This is a genomic window from Acinetobacter sp. C32I (assembly GCF_023702715.1).
Taxonomy (GTDB): Bacteria; Pseudomonadota; Gammaproteobacteria; order Pseudomonadales; family Moraxellaceae; genus Acinetobacter.
Window position 1 is genome coordinate 1,993,605 of sequence record NZ_CP098480.1, and the last position, 18,429, is coordinate 2,012,033.

At 40.6% G+C, this 18,429-nt stretch carries 19 protein-coding genes; 5 read left to right on the plus strand and 14 right to left on the minus strand.

The features are described from left to right. Positions 1-143: 143 nt before the first annotated feature. On the minus strand, positions 144-884 hold the full coding sequence (locus tag NDN13_RS09570) for a hypothetical protein (RefSeq protein WP_033134344.1): 741 nt from the start codon (positions 882-884) through the stop codon (positions 144-146). Between the two features lie 187 nt (positions 885-1,071). After that, positions 1,072-1,758 carry a YggS family pyridoxal phosphate-dependent enzyme gene (locus NDN13_RS09575; RefSeq protein ID WP_251118076.1) on the minus strand — a complete coding sequence of 229 codons (687 nt, stop codon included), beginning with the start codon at positions 1,756-1,758 and terminating at the stop codon, positions 1,072-1,074. Between the two features lie 125 nt (positions 1,759-1,883). Between NDN13_RS09575 and NDN13_RS09580 the strand changes: the two genes are divergently transcribed. Together NDN13_RS09580 and NDN13_RS09585 are read left to right on the plus strand one after the other, a co-directional pair. Next, on the plus strand, positions 1,884-2,921 hold the full coding sequence (locus NDN13_RS09580; protein WP_004655144.1) for a type IV pilus twitching motility protein PilT: 1,038 nt from the start codon (positions 1,884-1,886) through the stop codon (positions 2,919-2,921). Positions 2,922-2,945: 24 nt separating this feature from the next. After that, positions 2,946-4,064 (plus strand): PilT/PilU family type 4a pilus ATPase, encoded by a 1,119-nt coding sequence (locus NDN13_RS09585; protein ID WP_101237599.1) that lies wholly within the window; start codon positions 2,946-2,948, stop codon positions 4,062-4,064. A 96-nt stretch (positions 4,065-4,160) separates the two neighbouring features. On the opposite strand, the gene fur is transcribed toward NDN13_RS09585, so the two are convergent. Further along, positions 4,161-4,598, minus strand: coding sequence for a ferric iron uptake transcriptional regulator (fur, locus tag NDN13_RS09590; protein ID WP_004655147.1), 438 nt, complete (start codon positions 4,596-4,598; stop codon positions 4,161-4,163). Between the two features lie 111 nt (positions 4,599-4,709). Here fur and NDN13_RS09595 point away from each other — a divergent pair, with 111 nt between their 5' ends. After that, complete coding sequence (locus tag NDN13_RS09595; RefSeq protein ID WP_004655148.1) at positions 4,710-5,108, plus strand: outer membrane protein assembly factor BamE; 399 nt, start codon at positions 4,710-4,712, stop codon at positions 5,106-5,108. Positions 5,109-5,161: 53 nt separating this feature from the next. Here the strand turns inward: NDN13_RS09595 and NDN13_RS09600 are convergent, their stop codons facing one another. From NDN13_RS09600 to NDN13_RS09650, 11 genes are all read right to left on the minus strand, one after another. Next, positions 5,162-5,485 carry an RnfH family protein gene (locus NDN13_RS09600; protein WP_251118077.1) on the minus strand — a complete coding sequence of 108 codons (324 nt, stop codon included), beginning with the start codon at positions 5,483-5,485 and terminating at the stop codon, positions 5,162-5,164. Beyond that, positions 5,485-6,567: an SLC5/6 family protein gene (locus NDN13_RS09605; protein WP_251118078.1), complete on the minus strand. Its 1,083-nt coding sequence runs from the start codon at positions 6,565-6,567 to the stop codon at positions 5,485-5,487. Before NDN13_RS09605 ends, NDN13_RS09600 begins: the two co-directional genes overlap by 1 nt. A gap of 244 nt (positions 6,568-6,811) precedes the next feature. Beyond that, positions 6,812-7,267, minus strand: coding sequence for a bacteriohemerythrin (locus tag NDN13_RS09610; RefSeq protein ID WP_004655155.1), 456 nt, complete (start codon positions 7,265-7,267; stop codon positions 6,812-6,814). A 250-nt stretch (positions 7,268-7,517) separates the two neighbouring features. Next, on the minus strand, positions 7,518-7,862 hold the full coding sequence (locus NDN13_RS09615; RefSeq protein ID WP_251118079.1) for a zinc ABC transporter substrate-binding protein: 345 nt from the start codon (positions 7,860-7,862) through the stop codon (positions 7,518-7,520). 68 nt (positions 7,863-7,930) lie between these two features. Next, positions 7,931-8,779, minus strand: coding sequence for a class II glutamine amidotransferase (locus tag NDN13_RS09620; protein ID WP_251118080.1), 849 nt, complete (start codon positions 8,777-8,779; stop codon positions 7,931-7,933). Between the two features lie 363 nt (positions 8,780-9,142). Further along, complete coding sequence (locus NDN13_RS09625; protein ID WP_016541957.1) at positions 9,143-9,919, minus strand: GNAT family N-acetyltransferase; 777 nt, start codon at positions 9,917-9,919, stop codon at positions 9,143-9,145. A 127-nt stretch (positions 9,920-10,046) separates the two neighbouring features. Next, positions 10,047-10,946 (minus strand): acetylglutamate kinase, encoded by a 900-nt coding sequence (argB, locus tag NDN13_RS09630; protein WP_159413646.1) that lies wholly within the window; start codon positions 10,944-10,946, stop codon positions 10,047-10,049. Positions 10,947-10,959: 13 nt separating this feature from the next. Next, positions 10,960-12,381: a phosphomannomutase/phosphoglucomutase gene (locus NDN13_RS09635; protein WP_251118081.1), complete on the minus strand. Its 1,422-nt coding sequence runs from the start codon at positions 12,379-12,381 to the stop codon at positions 10,960-10,962. Positions 12,382-12,575: 194 nt separating this feature from the next. Further along, on the minus strand, positions 12,576-13,028 hold the full coding sequence (gene dut / locus NDN13_RS09640; protein WP_016164487.1) for a dUTP diphosphatase: 453 nt from the start codon (positions 13,026-13,028) through the stop codon (positions 12,576-12,578). Positions 13,029-13,051: 23 nt separating this feature from the next. Continuing rightward, positions 13,052-15,091 carry a DNA helicase Rep gene (rep, locus tag NDN13_RS09645; RefSeq protein WP_016541959.1) on the minus strand — a complete coding sequence of 680 codons (2,040 nt, stop codon included), beginning with the start codon at positions 15,089-15,091 and terminating at the stop codon, positions 13,052-13,054. A gap of 197 nt (positions 15,092-15,288) precedes the next feature. Then, positions 15,289-15,942, minus strand: coding sequence for a YiaD family glycine zipper/OmpA-like lipoprotein (locus NDN13_RS09650; protein ID WP_004805169.1), 654 nt, complete (start codon positions 15,940-15,942; stop codon positions 15,289-15,291). Positions 15,943-16,332: 390 nt separating this feature from the next. Here NDN13_RS09650 and yihG point away from each other — a divergent pair, with 390 nt between their 5' ends. Beyond that, on the plus strand, positions 16,333-17,247 hold the full coding sequence (gene yihG, locus NDN13_RS09655; protein ID WP_251118082.1) for a 1-acylglycerol-3-phosphate O-acyltransferase, YihG family: 915 nt from the start codon (positions 16,333-16,335) through the stop codon (positions 17,245-17,247). A gap of 27 nt (positions 17,248-17,274) precedes the next feature. Next, positions 17,275-18,333, plus strand: a complete 1,059-nt coding sequence (locus NDN13_RS09660) for a preprotein translocase subunit SecA (protein WP_251118083.1) — start codon at positions 17,275-17,277, stop codon at positions 18,331-18,333. Positions 18,334-18,429: the final 96 nt, after the last annotated feature.

An 18,429-nucleotide genomic window follows, 5' to 3' on the forward strand; every position in this document is an offset into this window, starting at 1 on the left:
AATAACAGAGGCTAGATTGCCTTCTATTCATTTATCATTGGCCGATCAAAATCTATACGATTTTAAACGTCTTATAGAAATTCTTATTTTTAAATAAGAACATCCCTTCAAGCTAACCAATCTTTTAGGGATGTTTTCATCCATTATTCATTCTTATCAGCGGGGAAAGCCTTTGGTGGAGGAGCATACTTAGATGGCTTTTCTTCTGCAGCTGCATCAGCGGACTTCAGTGATTCAACTTGATAAATCGCTGTTCCAATAATGCCTGTATTCTGAATTGAGCCATTATCCGAATTTGCTGCATAAGCATCCTCAGGCTTACTAAAGGTAAAAGAAGCGACAGCAGAGTCACTCTTACGGAAGCCTTCTATGGTAATTTCACTGTGCGGATGCAGCACATAACCTGCATTATTTCGTGAAGCGGCACTGCCATCTAAAACATCGATCCCATCAACACTTGCTACCACTTCATAGGTATTGTCGGTATGGTTTTCATATTTTAATTGGTAGCTTTGACCATCTTTTGCTGAGAGATAATAGTTTTGGCCATCACGAGATAAAGCAAAGGGTTGATCAGTATCATCAACAATAGAAAAACTAATTTTCCCTGCTGCCAACGAAATACTGTTAACGGTCTTGCCTTGATATTGTTTGTTGGCATAACGGACTTGTGATTCAGCAATCGGTTGCTCGGTTAAACGGCTTAAATTCACCTCGGTCACATGCGAGCTAATCTCATCGCCCCATTTGGTACCCAGTTTCTCATCTACAGCCACTTGAGCATTACTATCGGCAGCCTCTGCAGCCACATCACTCTGTTTTTTACTGCACGCTGCTAAAAATAGACATAAAATAAAAGAGATTAAAAAATAGAGTTTTTTCATTTTAAACGTGATCCTAAATTCAATTTTTATCTTTGTAAAAATAATCGTGATTCATTTATATTCAGGTTGAATATAAATGAATAAACACGTCATTCTAATTTATGCCGTTTTTTTCAGCAGTAGAGATATTTTATATAATTGTAATTTGTTCTTTATTTCTACGGCTCTTTATTCAATTCACGCTATATTAATTTGAATAATCCCGTACTCCGAATAATGCAGTTCCTACCCTCACCATGGTTGAACCTGCCGCAATTGCAGCGTCCAGATCAGCAGACATGCCCATACTTAAGGTATCCCAGTCTTGCGGTTGTGCATGTTGCGCTTTCACTTGCTCGAATAGCACTTTAGCATCAGCAAATGCAGCATGATTTTCGGGTGCAGGAATCACCATCAAACCACGTAAACGGATATTGGGGAGCTGGCTGATTTGCTGAACCAGTTCAGCGACCTCCGCAGGTTGGCAACCATCTTTAGAATCTTGCCCATCAATATTCACCTGCAAACAAATATTCAAGGGTTGTAGAGTATCTAAACGCTGACTGGATAAACGCTCAGCGATGATCAAACGATCAACCCCATGTACCCAATCAAATTTCTCAGCCAGATGCCTGGTTTTATTACGCTGCACATGTCCAATAAAATGCCATTCGATTTCTAGTTCTTTTAATTCCTCAATTTTTTCTAACGCTTCCTGTAAATAGTTTTCACCAAAACAACGCTGCCCGACTGCATACATTTCGCGAAGGCTGGCACCAGGATGTGTCTTGGAAACCGCCAACAATTGCACTGTTGCAGGATCACGTTGAACACGCTGACAGGCTTGTTCTATTTGATTTAAAACAGATTGGCGGGATTGTTGCGATTGATTCATTGACACAGTTCTCATTTACGAAATCTTTTTTTGCTTTCCATTCTTTAAGGTGTTGGTAAGCCCGAATGAAAGCCTTATATTATTCTACAAAATAATGAGACATTTTAGTTTGTTTCGGGGAAATTATGGATATTACAGAACTACTCGCCTTTTCAGTTAAAAACGGTGCTTCCGATTTACACCTTTCAGCGGGTATGCCTCCTATGATTCGTGTGGATGGTGAAGTTCGTCGTATTAACTTACCAGCACTTGAACATAAAGATGTACATCGCTTGGTGTACGACATTATGAATGATAAACAACGTCGTGACTTTGAAGAAGATTTAGAAACTGACTTTTCATTTGAAGTACCGAATATTGCCCGTTTCCGTGTCAACGCATTTAACCAGAACCGCGGTGCAGGTGCGGTGTTCCGTACCATTCCATCTAAAGTTTTAACGATGGAAGATTTGGGCTTAGGTTCAATTTTCAAAGAAATCTGTGATTATCCACGTGGAATTGTACTCGTCACAGGCCCAACGGGTTCGGGTAAATCCACCACACTTGCAGCGATGATCGACTATATTAACGAAAACCGTTATGACCATATTTTAACGGTTGAAGATCCAATTGAATTTGTACACCAATCGAAAAAATGTTTGATTAACCAACGTGAAGTGCATCGTGATACCCACGGCTTTAATGCAGCACTTCGTTCAGCATTGCGTGAAGACCCTGACATTATTCTGGTCGGTGAGATGCGTGACTTAGAAACCATCCGCTTGGCACTGACCGCTGCAGAAACAGGCCACTTGGTGTTTGGTACCCTACATACCACCTCTGCGGCGAAAACTATTGACCGTGTCATCGACGTATTCCCTGCAGAAGAAAAAGACATGGTGCGTGCCATGCTGTCTGAATCTCTACAAGCCGTGATTTCACAAACGCTATTAAAGAAAAATGGCGGTGGTCGTGTGGCTGCACATGAAATCATGATCGGTATTCCTGCGATTCGTAACCTTGTACGAGAAAACAAAGTCGCACAAATGTATTCTGCGATCCAAACAGGTGCCAACTACGGTATGACCACTTTGGATCAAAGTCTGAAAACACTGGTGTCTAAAGGCTTAATTAGCCCACAAACTGCTCGTACTGTTGCAAAACAACCCGAATCATTCCTATAAAAATAAATGGATTAGAGAAATATCATGGACTTTAATGATTTACTCAATTTGATGATTCAACAAAATGCATCGGACTTATTTGTCACTGCGGATGTTGAACCTTCAATGAAAATTAACGGGCAGATCGTGCCTGTTTCCAAATCGAAACTTTCAGGGGAAATTGTAGGTCAACTGGTGCAATCCATTATGACCGACAAGCAGCGTAAAGAATTTGCAGACACACGTGAATGTAACTTCGCGATCATGAACCGTGAAAAGACGGCGCGTTTCCGTGTCAGTGCTTTTCAGCAACGTGATATGCCAGGCATGGTACTGCGTAAGATTGAAACGCATATTCCAAGTATGGACGACTTGAAGTTACCTGAAGTACTGAAAGAATTGGCGATGACCAAACGTGGCATCATCATCTTTGTTGGTGCAACAGGGACGGGTAAATCGACGTCTCTTGCGTCAATGATTGGTTTCCGTAATCAAAATTCCAAAGGTCATATCATCACCATTGAAGACCCGATTGAATTTGTGCATCAACATGCAGGCTGTATCGTGACACAGCGTGAGGTCGGGATTGATACCGATTCATTTGAGATTGCGCTGAAGAATACACTACGTCAGGCGCCTGACGTAATCTTGATTGGTGAGATTCGTTCACGTGAAACCATGGACTATGCCATCGCTTTCGCCGAAACAGGTCACTTGGTGCTTGCCACCCTGCACGCTAACAACGCTAACCAAGCACTGGATCGTATTATTCACTTCTTTGAAGCAGACCGTCATAGTCAATTGTATATGGATTTGTCGCTGAATTTAAAAGCACTCGTCGCACAGCAGTTGATTCCAACACCGGATGGTAATTCACGTCGTGCTGCGATTGAGATTTTGATCAATACACCACTTTTGGCGGATTATATCCGTAAAGGTGAAATTCATGAGATTAAAGATCTGATGAAACGTTCACGCGAATTGGGTATGCAAACCTTTGACCAAGCCCTATTCGACCTTTATAAAGCAGGTCAGATTACTTATAAAGATGCCTTGAAACACGCAGACTCGCCAAATGACCTACGCCTCACCATTAAACTGTCAGAAGAAGGCGCAGACCAGTTATTAAGTGCCAGCCGCAATATCACCTTCGATGGCCAATAATTCAAATTAAGCCATTAAAAAAGGGAAGGTTTTTGTAACCTTCCCTTTTTATTTGTTCAGTTTTCGTGAACACTTGGATTTTTTACTCAATACAACTTATTTTTTACGATAAGCCTCTTGGCATTCTGCATCACTACAGTAGCCATATAGATTTAAAGAGTGTCCAGTTAAGGCAAAACCATGTTGGTCTGCAACTGAATGCTGCTCTTTCTCGATAATATCATTTGTAAATTCAATAACTTTATTACAGTTTAAGCAAACAAGGTGATCGTGGTGATCTTCCTGCATGATTTCGAAAACAGAGTGATTGTTTTCAAAATGATGACGCTGAATAATACCCGCAGCTTCGAATTGTGTTAACACACGGTAAACTGTCGCTAAGCCAACATCTTCACCTTGTTCAAGCAAGGTTTTATAAATATCTTCAGCACTTAAATGATGTTGTTTTGAATTTTCTAATAATTCCAAAATCTTAATACGAGGAAGGGTAACTTTAAGTCCAGCTTTGCGTAAGTCTTGATTGGAAATCGGCATAAAAAAAGGTCTCTCAACAAATCTTAAGTTGGAATAGGCAATAGAGTTTAGATGCAGTATGATCTATCCTTGAACCAAATGCATCATCATTTATCAGGATAGTGTAGCAAAATGCAAAAAATCATGCTGGCGTTGTTCGTCACTTCAGTACTTAGCGGTTGTTCAGTCTTTGGTGTTTATAAAGTTGATATTCCACAGGGAACACCATTAACCAAAGCACAAGCTTCTCAAGTACAAGTGGGCATGAGCTTTCAGCAAGTCCGTTTCTTGCTTGGTAGTCCAACAGTGACAGATCCACTGAATCCACAACGTTGGGACTACATCTACAACTATATCCCAGGTACTTATGCGAAAAAAGCAAAAATACCCGCGGCTCACGGTCAACATTTAAAAGTTTATTTTGATGCGAATGGTAATGTCGAACGTCTGGAAGGCTTAGATACGATTCCAGAATCACAACCTGGTTTACCGGCATCAAAAGAAGCGATTTTGACTGCGCCACCACTATAACGGCTTTCCCGTAAAAAGAAACCCCTCATCGAGTCAATCGTGAGGGGTTTTCTTTATGAGCTTGATGGTCTAAAGCGATTGCCTTTAATAAATCGCCCGACAGGGTTGTTTGCCGCCCGCTTACGCCGAATATCTTTTGGATTAATTGTAAGCGCACGATAGATCTCAACACGATCACCCGCATGCAACACGGTATCTGCTTCAATCTTGCTGCCAAAGATCCCCAAATGTAAAAGCTCTGGCAAACTCACCTGCTCAGCTAAACCACTAGCATCTATAGCCTGTTGCGCCGTCATACCTTCGTTAAAGCGAACAGCGATATGAAATTGCTGCTCAAGTGATGCATAGGCCACCCAAACCTGTTGAGCCTGCTCCATTACAGCACTTGCCCAATCACGGCGATCATTGCCACCACAATTGAAAGCGGTAACACGATACGGATCGCAATCCGCCAAAGGTTATAAAACAGCTCATTACTAAAGCCCATGGCTTTACGCAGATGACTAATCTTCATGATCCAGCCAGCAAACAATGCATAAATCAAACAAATCGTCAATCCCCATAACATGAATAGGGTATTAAAAATTTGCTCGACCTGTGGCACAGCCCAAACAGCAATTGCCGCCAGTAAAATCAGCCATTGAATCACGATCGCAAGCTGACGCTGTGCCAGTTGCTCTTTGGCAAATTGAATTAACAATGCAGCAGACAGTGTTGCAGCGAACACCCATGCCAAGGCAGGAAGCTGTGTTTGCACTGAGAAGAAACCAAAGGCGATCACCGCAAGCAGTTGTGCCACCCAAATTGGTAATACCGCAGTTGTCGCAGCATCTTGTTGCTTCACTGCTGCTAAACTACTCTGCCAGTATAAGCCCAGACCTAAACCGCTTGCGACTAATGCAAGTACTGTCGCATTGCCCCACTCTTTAAACTCGATACCCGTCCAATGCCATGCTTGTAAATGGGTTCCCATCACATTGGCAAGTACAAATGCAGCGAGTACGCCAAGCATGGCTAAAATGATCAAAAACTGACGAGGAATAAAAGACAGTGCCAATGCCACAACTGCAAAAATTGCGAAAACGATTTGGCTAGAAAGATCCAATCCAAGTTGTTGACTCGTCACCTGTGTTGCCGTCATCAACATGCTGCCAGCAAAGAATGGAACAAAAACAACGGCCAACCATCCCACGATACGCCATCTTGGTGACGCATCTGCATCACGGGTTAAACTGGAAAGCGCTTGTAATGCTGTCGTTTGTGAACGTTTAGCTAAAGCAATTTCAAGATAACCGATAGGTAATGCCAATACGATCATGGTGCCTAGCCACAGCAGCCAGAAATCGAATTGACGGTCAATCTGGATGCCAACAGCGGGTGCCAATGTGCTAATCATGACAAAAGATAGGCAAAACGCCATCACTGGTGCAAGCCAGCGTGACAGAGTTGTGTCCTGCATAATGCATTCCTTGAAAAATCTTTGAACTCATTGCGCTTTATGGAGTTTGCAATGAAATATTCAATCTATTTTGCCTTTCTCACGCCTGAAAATCAAAACAAAAGATATCGAAAGAAAGAAGCAAATCACCTTACGATGATTTGCTGCGCACGAATTATTATATTATTAAGTAGACCCCTTATGTTCACTCATACCACACCTTATTATTTTTTATCATAAGGAGTCTTTTATTATTGTCTTATTATTATGAGAAGAATCGAGAAAACCAGTTTTTCCCTTTTTTCTTTTCATTTTCTTTAATGATTCCAATCATATTTTCTTTTACTGCACCGACATAATCCGCATCATCATGACGGATATGGTTGATCAACCATTTTGAGAGTGCTTCATGCAGCTCACTATCAATTTCTTGCCCCAACTCAAAACGTTGACGATAAGTCTCTATCTTTTTGATAAATAAGTCATGTACACGCTTATGCGGTACACGATATTTATAGTTTGCTTCTTCTTGTAAGCTTTCTTCAAAGGTAAAATGAGACTGAGTATAATCAATGATATTATCCAAAATACCTTTTAATTTTGCCCGATCATCACCCTCATTTAATTCATCAATTTCATTAATATAATCTAGAATACGACGATGCTGATCATCGATCACCTCGATTCCTGTATTATATTCGACAGACCATTTCATACCCATATCGAACCCCAAACCATATTTGATTTATTGAATAAGGATATAATATCGACAAAGCAATTAAATAAAAACACAGCATTTTTGTCAGATTTTAACTATTGATAAAGAAAACAAATTAAACCCTTGTTTTATATTTATTTAAATATTTTAACCGATCAAAACACTCAAGTATTTTTTAACCAACAAGAAAAAATATCTATCTAATTTTTATAAAAAATAATTTTAAAATTAAAAAAATCCAAGCAAAACAGTCTTATTTATTGTTTTGAAATGCTGCTATTAAATTTAAATCGGCTAAATCCTTTTTCCGCCCATAATTTCGTTTAAATTCAGCGAGTGTCGATAAATGCATAAAATGTATTCCAGCAATCAGCTCAGAACTTGCCAATAGGGTTTGAAAACTTTCCTGACTGTCGCCACAGTTCACATCTAAATAAGCTTCTAAACAGCCCTGATAAAGTCCTATTTTCCCATTTGGACGAATTTTCTGATTCCAAGTCGTCTGTAAATGACCAAACAAATCTGCGCTTACCACAAGATCAATATCGGCTGTATCACGGATACAATGTGCGGTTAATACGCCACCACCAACAACCACATACTCATCTTTGGGTAAATCTAAAGAATGAGCTGAGCGATGAGTTCATTTCTATCCATTGAACCACTTCAATACTGGTCCGCTTTAGTCACGCGTTTTAAGGCTGGGTTTTCTGCTTCGCGAATTAAACGTTCCACTTGAGTCAAGGCATGCAGAATCGGTTTACCATGCTGAAATAAAATCATTTCCCCTGCTTGGTATGCCGTCCATGCTTCATTATGCGTCAAAGGCTCCGTTGTGATCACTGCAACCCGATCTTCTGGCGTAGTCACTTGACTAAAATCGACTTCAACATCGAGATCAATTAAATGCGCAGGTTGAAATGGATACTCACGTACGAGCCAATGTAGTTTTGTTGTGGCATAACTAAATAATGCCTTGCCATTTGATAAACAGAAATTAAATGTCCCGTGCTCTGCAATCTGTGGGGCAATCTGCTGTAACAGTGCAAAGATTTCTTCCAGGCTCGGTTCGGTATAGCCAAAGGTCTCAACAAACTGGTCCAGCAAATAACAAAATGCCAATTCACTATCAGTATTGCCTACTGGCTCGAAACGGCCACTTAACTTAGGTTTGAAATCATGTAAATCGCCATTATGAGCAAAAATCCAATGTCTGCCCCATAATTCACGCAAAAAAGGATGTGAGTTTTCTAAATTGATTTTACCTTGCGTGGCTTTACGGATATGCGCAATGACATTACGAGACTTGATTGGATAATTACGAATTAAATCAGCAATAGGAGATTCGACTGCAGATTGATTATCCACAAATAATCGGCAGGCTTTATCTTCAAAAAAAGCGATCCCAAAACCATCACAGTGGTCAGAGGTCACCCCTGCGCGTTGTGAAAACCCACGAAAAGAAAAAGTAATGTCTGTCGGGGTGGCGCAATTCATTCCTAATAGCTGGCACATATCTTTTAACTATCTAACATCTATGCCTATTGTGCATGAGGGAGAGATGCCTTGTAAATCTCAATATGTGCTCACTATTAGATTAAGAATGATAAGAGGTTCTGTTGATATTACACAGATGCTTGCGACAGAGAATATTTTTAGCTGATACGAGGCAGGGCTTGTAAAATTTAGTGACTCTAAATGAACAAAACATAACGACGTAGCAGCAAAAAATATCCCTGTCCCGTAGAGTTATGGCTAAAACGGCCCTAAACATCGGTATGAAACTTGATAAGAGCCATCATAGTAGATGTTTCATGCATTGATTATGTTGTTTTAGCCGATAACGCAATGCATGGTTGTAGTATCAACAAAACCTTACTAGCGCTGTACCATTTTGTTCATGACAAAAGAAGTGGCAATCTTATTTACCTCAAGGAAAACAAAATAATCCAAACATTTAAAATCTTCATCATAAAATGCTTGTTTTGACAATTTCGACTGCATTCCTAAATACGTTTGGAAAAGCTTTGGCATACGCTCATCTTGCGGGAAACTATAATCAGGACGCTCTGGCTCAAAGCTACGTTTTGAACGAATATCAATCGTCTGATGCTCACCCAATTGTTGAATCTGACGGTGGGTGTAATAAGCACGCGCCAAATTATCTTCTAAATGAATACTAACGCAGCCCATCAAATACTTGGCGCGCATCGACCACAGGACTTTAGGCGTCAGGTTCAGCCAGAGCATTGACAGGGCTTTACCCGAACGAAATTTTGGATGAACACAAGTACGTCCAATTTCGAGAATACTCGGTAAATGAGAGAATTGTGGAACGATTTCAAATTCTTGAGCACTATAACTCTGTCCAATTTCATGGCCTTGGAACAATTTAAGCCGTGTATAAGCGACGATTTCGCCTGTCCATTTTTCCCGTAATACCGCGTGCTCGCAACCGAAATCATATAAGTCTTGGTCTAAACCGTCTTCAAAGCGCATCCCAAATTGATGGCTGAATTGTGTCGCTCTAAAGCGTTGTACTTCTTGTAATTCTTTTAAATTATCCACCCATTCAAAACGGAATTGATTTTGAGCTGGTTTGTGGCGTAAAGGTAAAGTCAATGTCTGGCGATATTGATTTAATTTTTCTAGCATAATGAAAGCTCCTTATGGCTAGATTCACCTTAAAGTGCTTAAATGACATTGCGATGACTAAAACATGAACAACTGATGACGAAAAAAAGAGACCCTTCGAGGTCTCTTTGAAAATCAATAGAATAAATTAATGTTTGGCGCGGTTGGTAATCAATGTACCAACGCCATGATCGGTAAAAATCTCTAATAGACTTGCATGTGGTACACGACCATCCACAATATGCGCACTAACTACACCACCTTTAACCGCATCAAGCGCACAACCTACTTTCGGAATCATACCGCCATAAATCACACCTGTTTCAATCAGGCGATCAACTTCTTGTGTGCTTAGACCAGTCAATAGATTTTTATTTTCGTCCAATACCCCTGTGATATTGGTCAATAAAATCAGCTTTTCAGCACCAAGCGCTTCTGCAACTTTTCCCGCCACAAGATCCGCATTGATATTATAGGTATTGCCTTCCTCATCCACACCTAAGGGTGCAATGACAGGAATAAAATCGCTTTGGGTAAACATTTCTAGCACATCAGTTTTTACACCAGTGACTTCACCCACCATGCCCAAATCAATTTGTGAAATCGAACCATCAGCTTCCTGCTTTTCCATCAGCAATTTGCGTGCACGCAGTAAATTACCATCTTTACCGGTTAAACCAATAGCGCGACCGCCATGCTGATTAATCAGATTTACGATCGATTTATTGACACTCCCACCCAATACCATTTCAACCACTTCCATGGTTGCTTGATCGGTTACGCGCATCCCATCAATACGATCAGATTCTTGCCCTAGGCGTTTTAGCAATGAATCCACCTGTGGCCCACCACCATGCACAACGATTGGATTCAGACCAACCGTTTTTAACAACACAATGTCACGGGCAAATGAACTTTCCAACTCAGGATCCGTCATCGCATTACCACCATATTTTACAACCAGCGTTTTTCCTGCAAAACGTTGGATATACGGCAAAGCTTCGATCAAAATTTTTGCTTTATCAATGCCGATATGCTCATGTGGCATGCGTCTCTCCTTATTAAGCCAGTGCGAGTTCTTGTGCAATCTGCGGATATTGCGTTTGCAGCATAGAAACAAAGGTCTGGCGAATTTCAATTAATCGGGTTTGATTATCTGCATCAAACCGCACGGTAAAATATTCGCCAGTATTTGATGCTCGAATAATGCCAAATCCATCGTCAAAATCAAGTCTTACCCCATCAATTTTACTTAAACGCGCACTTAAACGATGACTTAAAATTTCAATATCATTTAAAACTTGCTGTGGATTGACATCATGGGTACTGATATAGGTGTCTTCAGTACAGTAGCGTTCTGGGTAAATCGCCAATAATTCAGATAAACTGACTGCGCTAGATTGAGTCAGATATTCCATCACCCTTAATGCCGCATAAAGACCATCGTCATAGCCAAAGCCACGCCCATCATTAAACACATAATGCCCAGCATATTCGCCACCAAAGACGGCTGAACCTTGAGATTGAGACAAGTAAGCACGTAAGAAACTGCTGCCTGTACGAATCATTTTAGCTTGTCCAGCTAATCGCTGTACCGTATCTGCCACCATACTTGAACACTTCACATCAAATACGATTTCTTTGTGCGGATGTTGCTGCAAGCAGATCTGCGCGAATAACGACAATAAGCGATCAGGGCTAATGATGTGTGCATTCTCATCGAGTAAAACGACACGATCGCCGTCACCGTCTAAAGCAATCCCAAGATCGGCTTTTTCAGCCACGATAGCGGCTTGTAACTTGCTTAAATGCTCAGCATGTGAGGGATCTGGGGCATGGTCTGGAAAATGGCCATTGGCATCACAACGTAAAGCAATCACCGTACAGCCCAATTTTTCTAAAACCAGTTTGGCGCAATGCCCTGCTGAACCATTTAATCCATCTAAAACCACTTTTAAAGGGCGTGCGAGTTGAATATCGGTCAGTAATGATTGCTGATATTGCAAACAGTATTTAGAAATAATCTGATGTGCCAAATTTTCTGAAAGTAGCGAATCATCACGATGTATTAAAGAAATTTGTGCAAATTGCCCGACTTGCTGAATAACTTCAGGCGTTGGCGGTTCACCTTTTAAAATCCATTTAATGCCATTATCAGACTTTGGATTATGACTCGCTGTGACCATAATCCCGTTGCCGCCAAAGTCACGGGCAATGTAATACATCATTGGCGATGAGCAACAACCAATGTTAGTGACCTTTAAGCCTTGCTGCTCAAAGGTTTGTTGGATGATATGGGCATAAGCGGGGCTGGTTAAACGTGCGTCATAACCAATCACCACATGTGTTTGTTCAGCATTTTTATATTGCGAAGCTAAAGCGTAGGCAATCGAGCTAATAATCTTCGGTGTTAAATTACTGAGCTTTCCGCGAATATCATAAGCACGGAAAACATTCAGCGGAAATGTATGTTGTATATTCACTGTAAGCCCCTATTTTTATAATCTTTGGATCCATAAAAAAAGCAGAAACTATTAAGAAATTAATTAACCCTTATTCAGAAAAATTAAAATAATGAATCAGCTGCTTTGTAATATATATCGAGGCAACAATCAATATGAAAAATGCAACGTTTTTCAGCAAAACATTGCATTTAAAGTGATAATTACTGAAATGTTTATTGTTTTCCAGTGTGTCCAAACCCACCAGCACCACGCTCAGTCGCAACAAATTCGCTCACTTGTTCGAACTCTGCCTGTACCACTGGAACCAAAACATATTGCGCTAAACGCTCACCTGGCTCTAAACGGAAGCTATTTTGTCCACGGTTCCAAACCGACACCATCAACTCACCTTGGTAATCAGAATCAATTAAACCGACCAAGTTACCTAACACAATCCCATGTTTATGGCCGAGACCAGAACGCGGTAAAATCAAACCCGCAAAGTTTGGATCTTCGATATAAATCGCCAAGCCAGTTTTCACTAAAACGGTTTCACCCGCAGCAATGTCAATTGCTTCATCTAAACAAGCACGTAAATCTAAACCTGCTGAACCTGTGGTTGCATAAGAAGGCAAAGCCCACTCTTGGCCTAAACGGGCATCTAATACTTTAACTTGAACTTTCATTAAATTTTCCTACTTACAATTTCTTAACGTTTCAACAATGCTTTTAAATTGGCAAGGTATTGCTGAGCTTGTTCTTTTGGATCGACATTCGGTGCCAGTTTCTTTTTACGGCCATGCCATTCCAGATCATCTTGCGGCATTTCATCCAAGAAGCGGCTTGGCGTCATTTGACGCATTTGCCCGCCATTCTTACGTTGCTCTGCTAAGGTTAAAGTCAGACCTTGACGCGCACGGGTAATGCCCACGTACATCAAACGGCGTTCTTCTTCGATGGTTTCTGATGCAATCGAGTTCTTATGTGGCAATAGCTCTTCTTCTAGGCCAATCATATACACATAAGGGAATTCCAAACCTTTGGCGGCATGCAAGGTTAATAAGTTCACTTTATCCGTGTCTTCTTCTTCCTGCTGCTGCTCAAGCATATCCAGCAGTACCAATTTGCGAATCACACTTTCAATATTTTTCTCATCGACGTCATCGGTACGATTCAACAAATTTTGAATACTGCTATATAAACTTTCGACACTGTCGAGTTTGGTTTTCTCTTGCGCAGGCGTCGCAGCCTGTTCACGGATATAATCGATATAGCCTGCTTCATTGATCATCTGACGAACTTTCGGCATTGGCTCATCATCATCAAGCAATTCACGGGTGAAGGTCGCAATAAAATCAGCAAACTCATGTAATTGTGTTGCTGCTTTTTTCGGTAACACCATGCTTAAACGTTGGTCTGACGATGCCGTTAATAAAGACAAGGTATTTTCTTGGGCAAATAAACCGAGTTTCTCTAGCGTCACTGGGCCAATAGCACGCTTAGGCGTATTGATAATACGCAAGAAGGCACTGTCATCTTCTGGGTTAATGATGAGGCGTAAATAGCTCATCACATCCTTAATTTCAGCACGCGCGAAGAAAGACTGCCCACCTGATAACTTATACGGAATTTGCATCTGACGCAGTTGGGTTTCAATCACACGTGCTTGGAAGTTACCACGATACAGCACCGCATAATCTTTCCAGTTTTTACCATTCATCAGCTTATGCGTGATCAGATCTTTCACTACACGTTCCGCTTCATCATCGTCATTCAAACAGGTGATGACACGAATGGTTTCGCCATGACCTTTATCACTCCACAATTTCTTATCGAAAATATGCGGATTATTTTCAATCACGGCATTGGCCGCTTTTAAGATACGGCTGGTCGAGCGATAATTCTGCTCCAGCTTAATCACTTTAAGATTATGGAAATCATCTTTTAACAAGGCCATGTTTTCAGGCTTTGCGCCACGCCAAGCATAGATGGATTGGTCATCGTCACCTACAGCGGTAAACTGTCCCATGACCCCAACCAACAACTTCACCAAGGTATATTGTGCTGTGTTGGTATCTTGATATTCATCCACCAATAAATAACGAACACGGTTCTGCCATTTGTCACGCACTTCGGCATTTTCCTGAAGCAAACGTGTTGGCATCACGATCAAATCATCAAAATCAACGGCGTTATAGGCACGTAAATTGCGCTCGTAGAGCTGATATAGATGCGCAAATTGGACATCTTCAACAGTTTCACAAGTTGAGTGTGCTTGTTCAGGGACAATCAGATCATTTTTCCAGTCTGAAATTTTCTTCATCGCCTTGGCGAGCAGTTCTTTGCTCTCAGCACCTGATAAATTGTCACGCTGCATCAAATCCATCAAGATTCGTTTACAGTCATCGGCATCTAAAATCGAAAAATTATTTTTAAGCGGTAAATGTTTTAATTCAAGGCGGAGTAAGTTTAAACCGAAGGTATGAAAGGTCGAGACCGATAGCCCTTTGGCTTCTTCACGTGACAACAACTTTCCGACACGCTCTTTCATTTCACGTGCCGCTTTATTGGTAAAGGTCATTGCGGTAATACGATAGGCAGGAATACCACACTGCTGCACTAAAAAAGCAACTTTTCGGGTAATTACAGAGGTTTTGCCTGAACCTGCACCTGCAAGCACCAACAATGGTCCCTGAACATATTTCATGGCCTCAAGTTGCTTGTCATTAAGTTGACTGGCAGATGACATGGTTTATACCTCTCTCGTTTCCGAGCCTGATTTTTCGAGCACAATTATAGACATCTCTGTTTTAGAATCCCAATAGTAAATCTAGGGATATGTATAAATTATGATGCCTTATCCAAATAACACGCCGTAGCTTGTCGCCTATTTTGATCTGCAATAAAAAAACCACCCGAAGGTGGCTTTTTTGAAATCAGTAAAAATTACTGTTTAGCATAAATGCTGATTTCTACACGGCGGTTTTGCTCTTTACCAGCAGCAGTCGCATTTGAAGCGATTGGGTTCGCTGAACCTAAACCTTGCGCATCGATACGGCTACCAGAAATGCCTTGACCAGCTAAATAGTTTTTCACTGATTGAGCACGTGCTTGAGATAATGGGATATTGATTGAATCATTACCCGTGTTATCTGTATAACCTGTTACTAGGATCGCACTCTTATTGTCTTCACCTAAAGTTTGCGCTACTTTATTTAAAGTACCGTAGAAGTTAGGTTTGATGTTTGATTTGTTGGTATCAAATGTAATGCTACCCGGCATGATTAATTGAACAGAACCATCTGGATTACGACCAACTTCTACACCTGTACCTGCCATTTGCTCACGTAATTTTTTCTCTTTGTTATCGAGATATAAACCACCAGCACTACCAAGAATTGCACCAATTGCCGCAGCACGGTTATTTTGCTTACTTGTATTTGCGTTACCCTTAGAAACACCATAACCTGCAGCGGCACCGATTAATGCACCTAAAGCTGCTTTGTCGTATTCAACGCCACCGATGTTATTACCAGTCGTTTGGCAACCAGAAAGTACCAATCCAGCCCCTACGAGTGTTGAAATTACTAATGCACGCATTGCGTTGCTCCTGTCTATGTATTTTGTTGTCTGGACAAATGATGAATGAGAAAATGGCGCTAGACCATTGATTTTTTGTTAATAATAAACACTTTGTTAGTAGTTTTGTAATATTTTGATGCATTTTACTTGATCACGCCAACACAATTTCTTCATTGTTATACGTCTCTCAAAATAAAAACATAATGAGACTTGAATCACAAAATAAAAATGCGCAATTTACAAGCAAACTTGACAATATAGTCTCTATCTCTTACCAATAAAAACCAATGTACGCATTTGAATATATAAAAAATGTCAATATCTGAAAATATACAGTTGTATTTCAACATCTGTTGTTTATAGTTGGAACATCTCTTTTTTCAAACATATGCACTCAAGGTTCGATTTATGGCTACCGCTAATAAAAAAGCATCCCTATTGCAAAAAGTCAGTAAAGGATTAACCGTTAGTTCCGTGATTACAGGCAGCACCTTTTTTCATGGTCCGCCTGTACTGGCACTCGGTCTCACTAAATTATTTAAAAAATCAGCCAAAGTAGATGAAACCAATATTCAAATTACCAATAGTTGGTTAGGGGTAAACAATTGGTTAATTGACCATGTTCTGCCAAATTTACACTGGGACATCAGTATTGATGAACAACTCGATCTGAATTTACAAGGTCGATACTTGATGATGTGCAATCATCAAAGCTGGGTCGATACCACAGTAAACCAATATTTTGGTTTAACCCGTATGCCTCTGACCCGCTTCTTTACCAAGTGGGAACTTATTTTCATTCCTTTTGTGGGACAAGCCTTCAAAATTTTGGGCTTCCCAATGATGAAGCGCCACAGTAAAGAACAAATTGCCAAAAATCCAGAGCTGAAATCACGCGATATGCTGGAAGCACGTAAAGCCTGTGAACAGTTACTGAGTCAACCATTTACCTTATTAAATTATTTAGAAGGTACTCGCTTTACCCCAGAAAAACATGCAGCACAGCAGTCTCCGTTTCAGAATTTACTCAAACCTAAAGCGGGTGGCTTAGCTTTAGCACTTAACATTCTGGGGGATCAAATTGATGCATTAGTCGATATGACTATTGTCTATCCCGATGGTGCACCTGGTTATGGTGAGTTCTGGTTGGGAGATGTATCACGTATCGCTGTCGATTTACGTAAAATAGAAATTCCAGACTGGGTACTCGGCGGTAATTATGAAGATGACCCTGCCTATCGTGAACGTTTCCAAAAATGGGTTGATCAAATCTGGACTGAAAAAGACCAGCTGATTTCACAAATGAAAGCAAAATATAATTAATATTCTCATCAGGAATTGAGTAAAGACATGACCCAGCAGGACTCAGGACAAAACTCTAAATATAACTATGTCAATCCGAACAGTGTGTTTTTCAAACTGTTCCTCGTCTATGACATTTTCATGGTGTTTATTATTGTTTTTAACTTGTTCTGTCTAGGCATGAACTTTTTCCTGATGAGTAATATCGGGGCTTGGTTTTTTAATTTTATCCATCTCTCCAGTGTGCTGGATTTTTATCGTACCCATTTACACCCTTGGGTGATTACCACCGAAGCATGGTTCATTATCTTTTTGATTGTTGAACTGGTTGTGCGCTGGATCATCTCAATTGCACAAAAACATCATGCCCGTTGGTGGTTTTTCCCCTTTATTCACTGGTATGAAATCTTAGCCATTATTCCGCATTTACGTTTCCTGCGTTTATTCCGTGCAGGAATTATCGCCTACCGACTCCATGAACTTGGTTATAAGGTTGTGCCAGATGGCATTCGTATCAAAGCTCTATTCTATTATCGTGTGGTGATGGAAGAGCTGTCTGATCGTGTCGTCATTACTGTGATTGATGGCATTCGGCACGAATTGCAAACCAGCTCCAGCCATAAAAAAATTATTCATGATCTGGTTGATCATCATCGACAACTCTTTACTGTGACATTGACCTCAATGTTACAGGAGTCCTTGGCGACAGCATTACAACAACAACAACCCGTGATCACTCAAAAAGTCGGTGTTATTGTCAATCAAGCCATTGAAGATACCCCTGAACTGACCCAATTGTTGCGTCTGATCCCGATTGTAGGCGGCCGTATCGAACAACAAATACAAAGTATTGGGCAACGATTGGGTGAAAATATCAGTGCAGGCCTCATCGAACCCTTTACAGCAGGTTCCGTACAAAAGCCGAATGAAAATTATCAATATATTGCACAACAGGTCAGTGAGCTGAATATTGACAATCAGTACTTAGAAGAATTAGTCGAATCAGTGGTATTTGAAAGCCTTGAAGCAATTCGAAAACAGGTAAAAGTCAAACAATGGCAGCAAACTTTGCAAGAATCTGATCAATTGGATAAAAAAGCAGAATGATTACAAGAAAAATTACCAATCAAGCTAGAGAATTCGTGTAATTTGTTCTAGCATTTGCTTTTATTTACAACACGCTTCAACACAATAGAGCGCTTA

What these genes read in the sequence shown, in the direction of transcription:
- NDN13_RS09620 (WP_251118080.1), bottom strand. Translation starts at nt 8,779, where the DNA reads ATGTGCCAGCTATTAGGAATGAATTGCGCCACCCCGACAGACATTACT.
- NDN13_RS09605 (WP_251118078.1), bottom strand. Translation starts at nt 6,567, where the DNA reads ATGCAGGACACAACTCTGTCACGCTGGCTTGCACCAGTGATGGCGTTT.
- rep (WP_016541959.1), bottom strand. Translation starts at nt 15,091, where the DNA reads ATGTCATCTGCCAGTCAACTTAATGACAAGCAACTTGAGGCCATGAAA.
- NDN13_RS09610 (WP_004655155.1), bottom strand. Translation starts at nt 7,267, where the DNA reads ATGGGTATGAAATGGTCTGTCGAATATAATACAGGAATCGAGGTGATC.
- NDN13_RS09625 (WP_016541957.1), bottom strand. Translation starts at nt 9,919, where the DNA reads ATGCTAGAAAAATTAAATCAATATCGCCAGACATTGACTTTACCTTTA.
- dut (WP_016164487.1), bottom strand. Translation starts at nt 13,028, where the DNA reads ATGAAAGTTCAAGTTAAAGTATTAGATGCCCGTTTAGGCCAAGAGTGG.
- NDN13_RS09570 (WP_033134344.1), bottom strand. Translation starts at nt 884, where the DNA reads ATGAAAAAACTCTATTTTTTAATCTCTTTTATTTTATGTCTATTTTTA.
- fur (WP_004655147.1), bottom strand. Translation starts at nt 4,598, where the DNA reads ATGCCGATTTCCAATCAAGACTTACGCAAAGCTGGACTTAAAGTTACC.
- argB (WP_159413646.1), bottom strand. Translation starts at nt 10,946, where the DNA reads ATGCCACATGAGCATATCGGCATTGATAAAGCAAAAATTTTGATCGAA.
- NDN13_RS09575 (WP_251118076.1), bottom strand. Translation starts at nt 1,758, where the DNA reads ATGAATCAATCGCAACAATCCCGCCAATCTGTTTTAAATCAAATAGAA.
- NDN13_RS09660 (WP_251118083.1), top strand. Translation starts at nt 17,275, where the DNA reads ATGACCCAGCAGGACTCAGGACAAAACTCTAAATATAACTATGTCAAT.
- NDN13_RS09650 (WP_004805169.1), bottom strand. Translation starts at nt 15,942, where the DNA reads ATGCGTGCATTAGTAATTTCAACACTCGTAGGGGCTGGATTGGTACTT.
- NDN13_RS09595 (WP_004655148.1), top strand. Translation starts at nt 4,710, where the DNA reads ATGCAAAAAATCATGCTGGCGTTGTTCGTCACTTCAGTACTTAGCGGT.
- NDN13_RS09580 (WP_004655144.1), top strand. Translation starts at nt 1,884, where the DNA reads ATGGATATTACAGAACTACTCGCCTTTTCAGTTAAAAACGGTGCTTCC.
- NDN13_RS09600 (WP_251118077.1), bottom strand. Translation starts at nt 5,485, where the DNA reads ATGGAGCAGGCTCAACAGGTTTGGGTGGCCTATGCATCACTTGAGCAG.
- NDN13_RS09585 (WP_101237599.1), top strand. Translation starts at nt 2,946, where the DNA reads ATGGACTTTAATGATTTACTCAATTTGATGATTCAACAAAATGCATCG.
- yihG (WP_251118082.1), top strand. Translation starts at nt 16,333, where the DNA reads ATGGCTACCGCTAATAAAAAAGCATCCCTATTGCAAAAAGTCAGTAAA.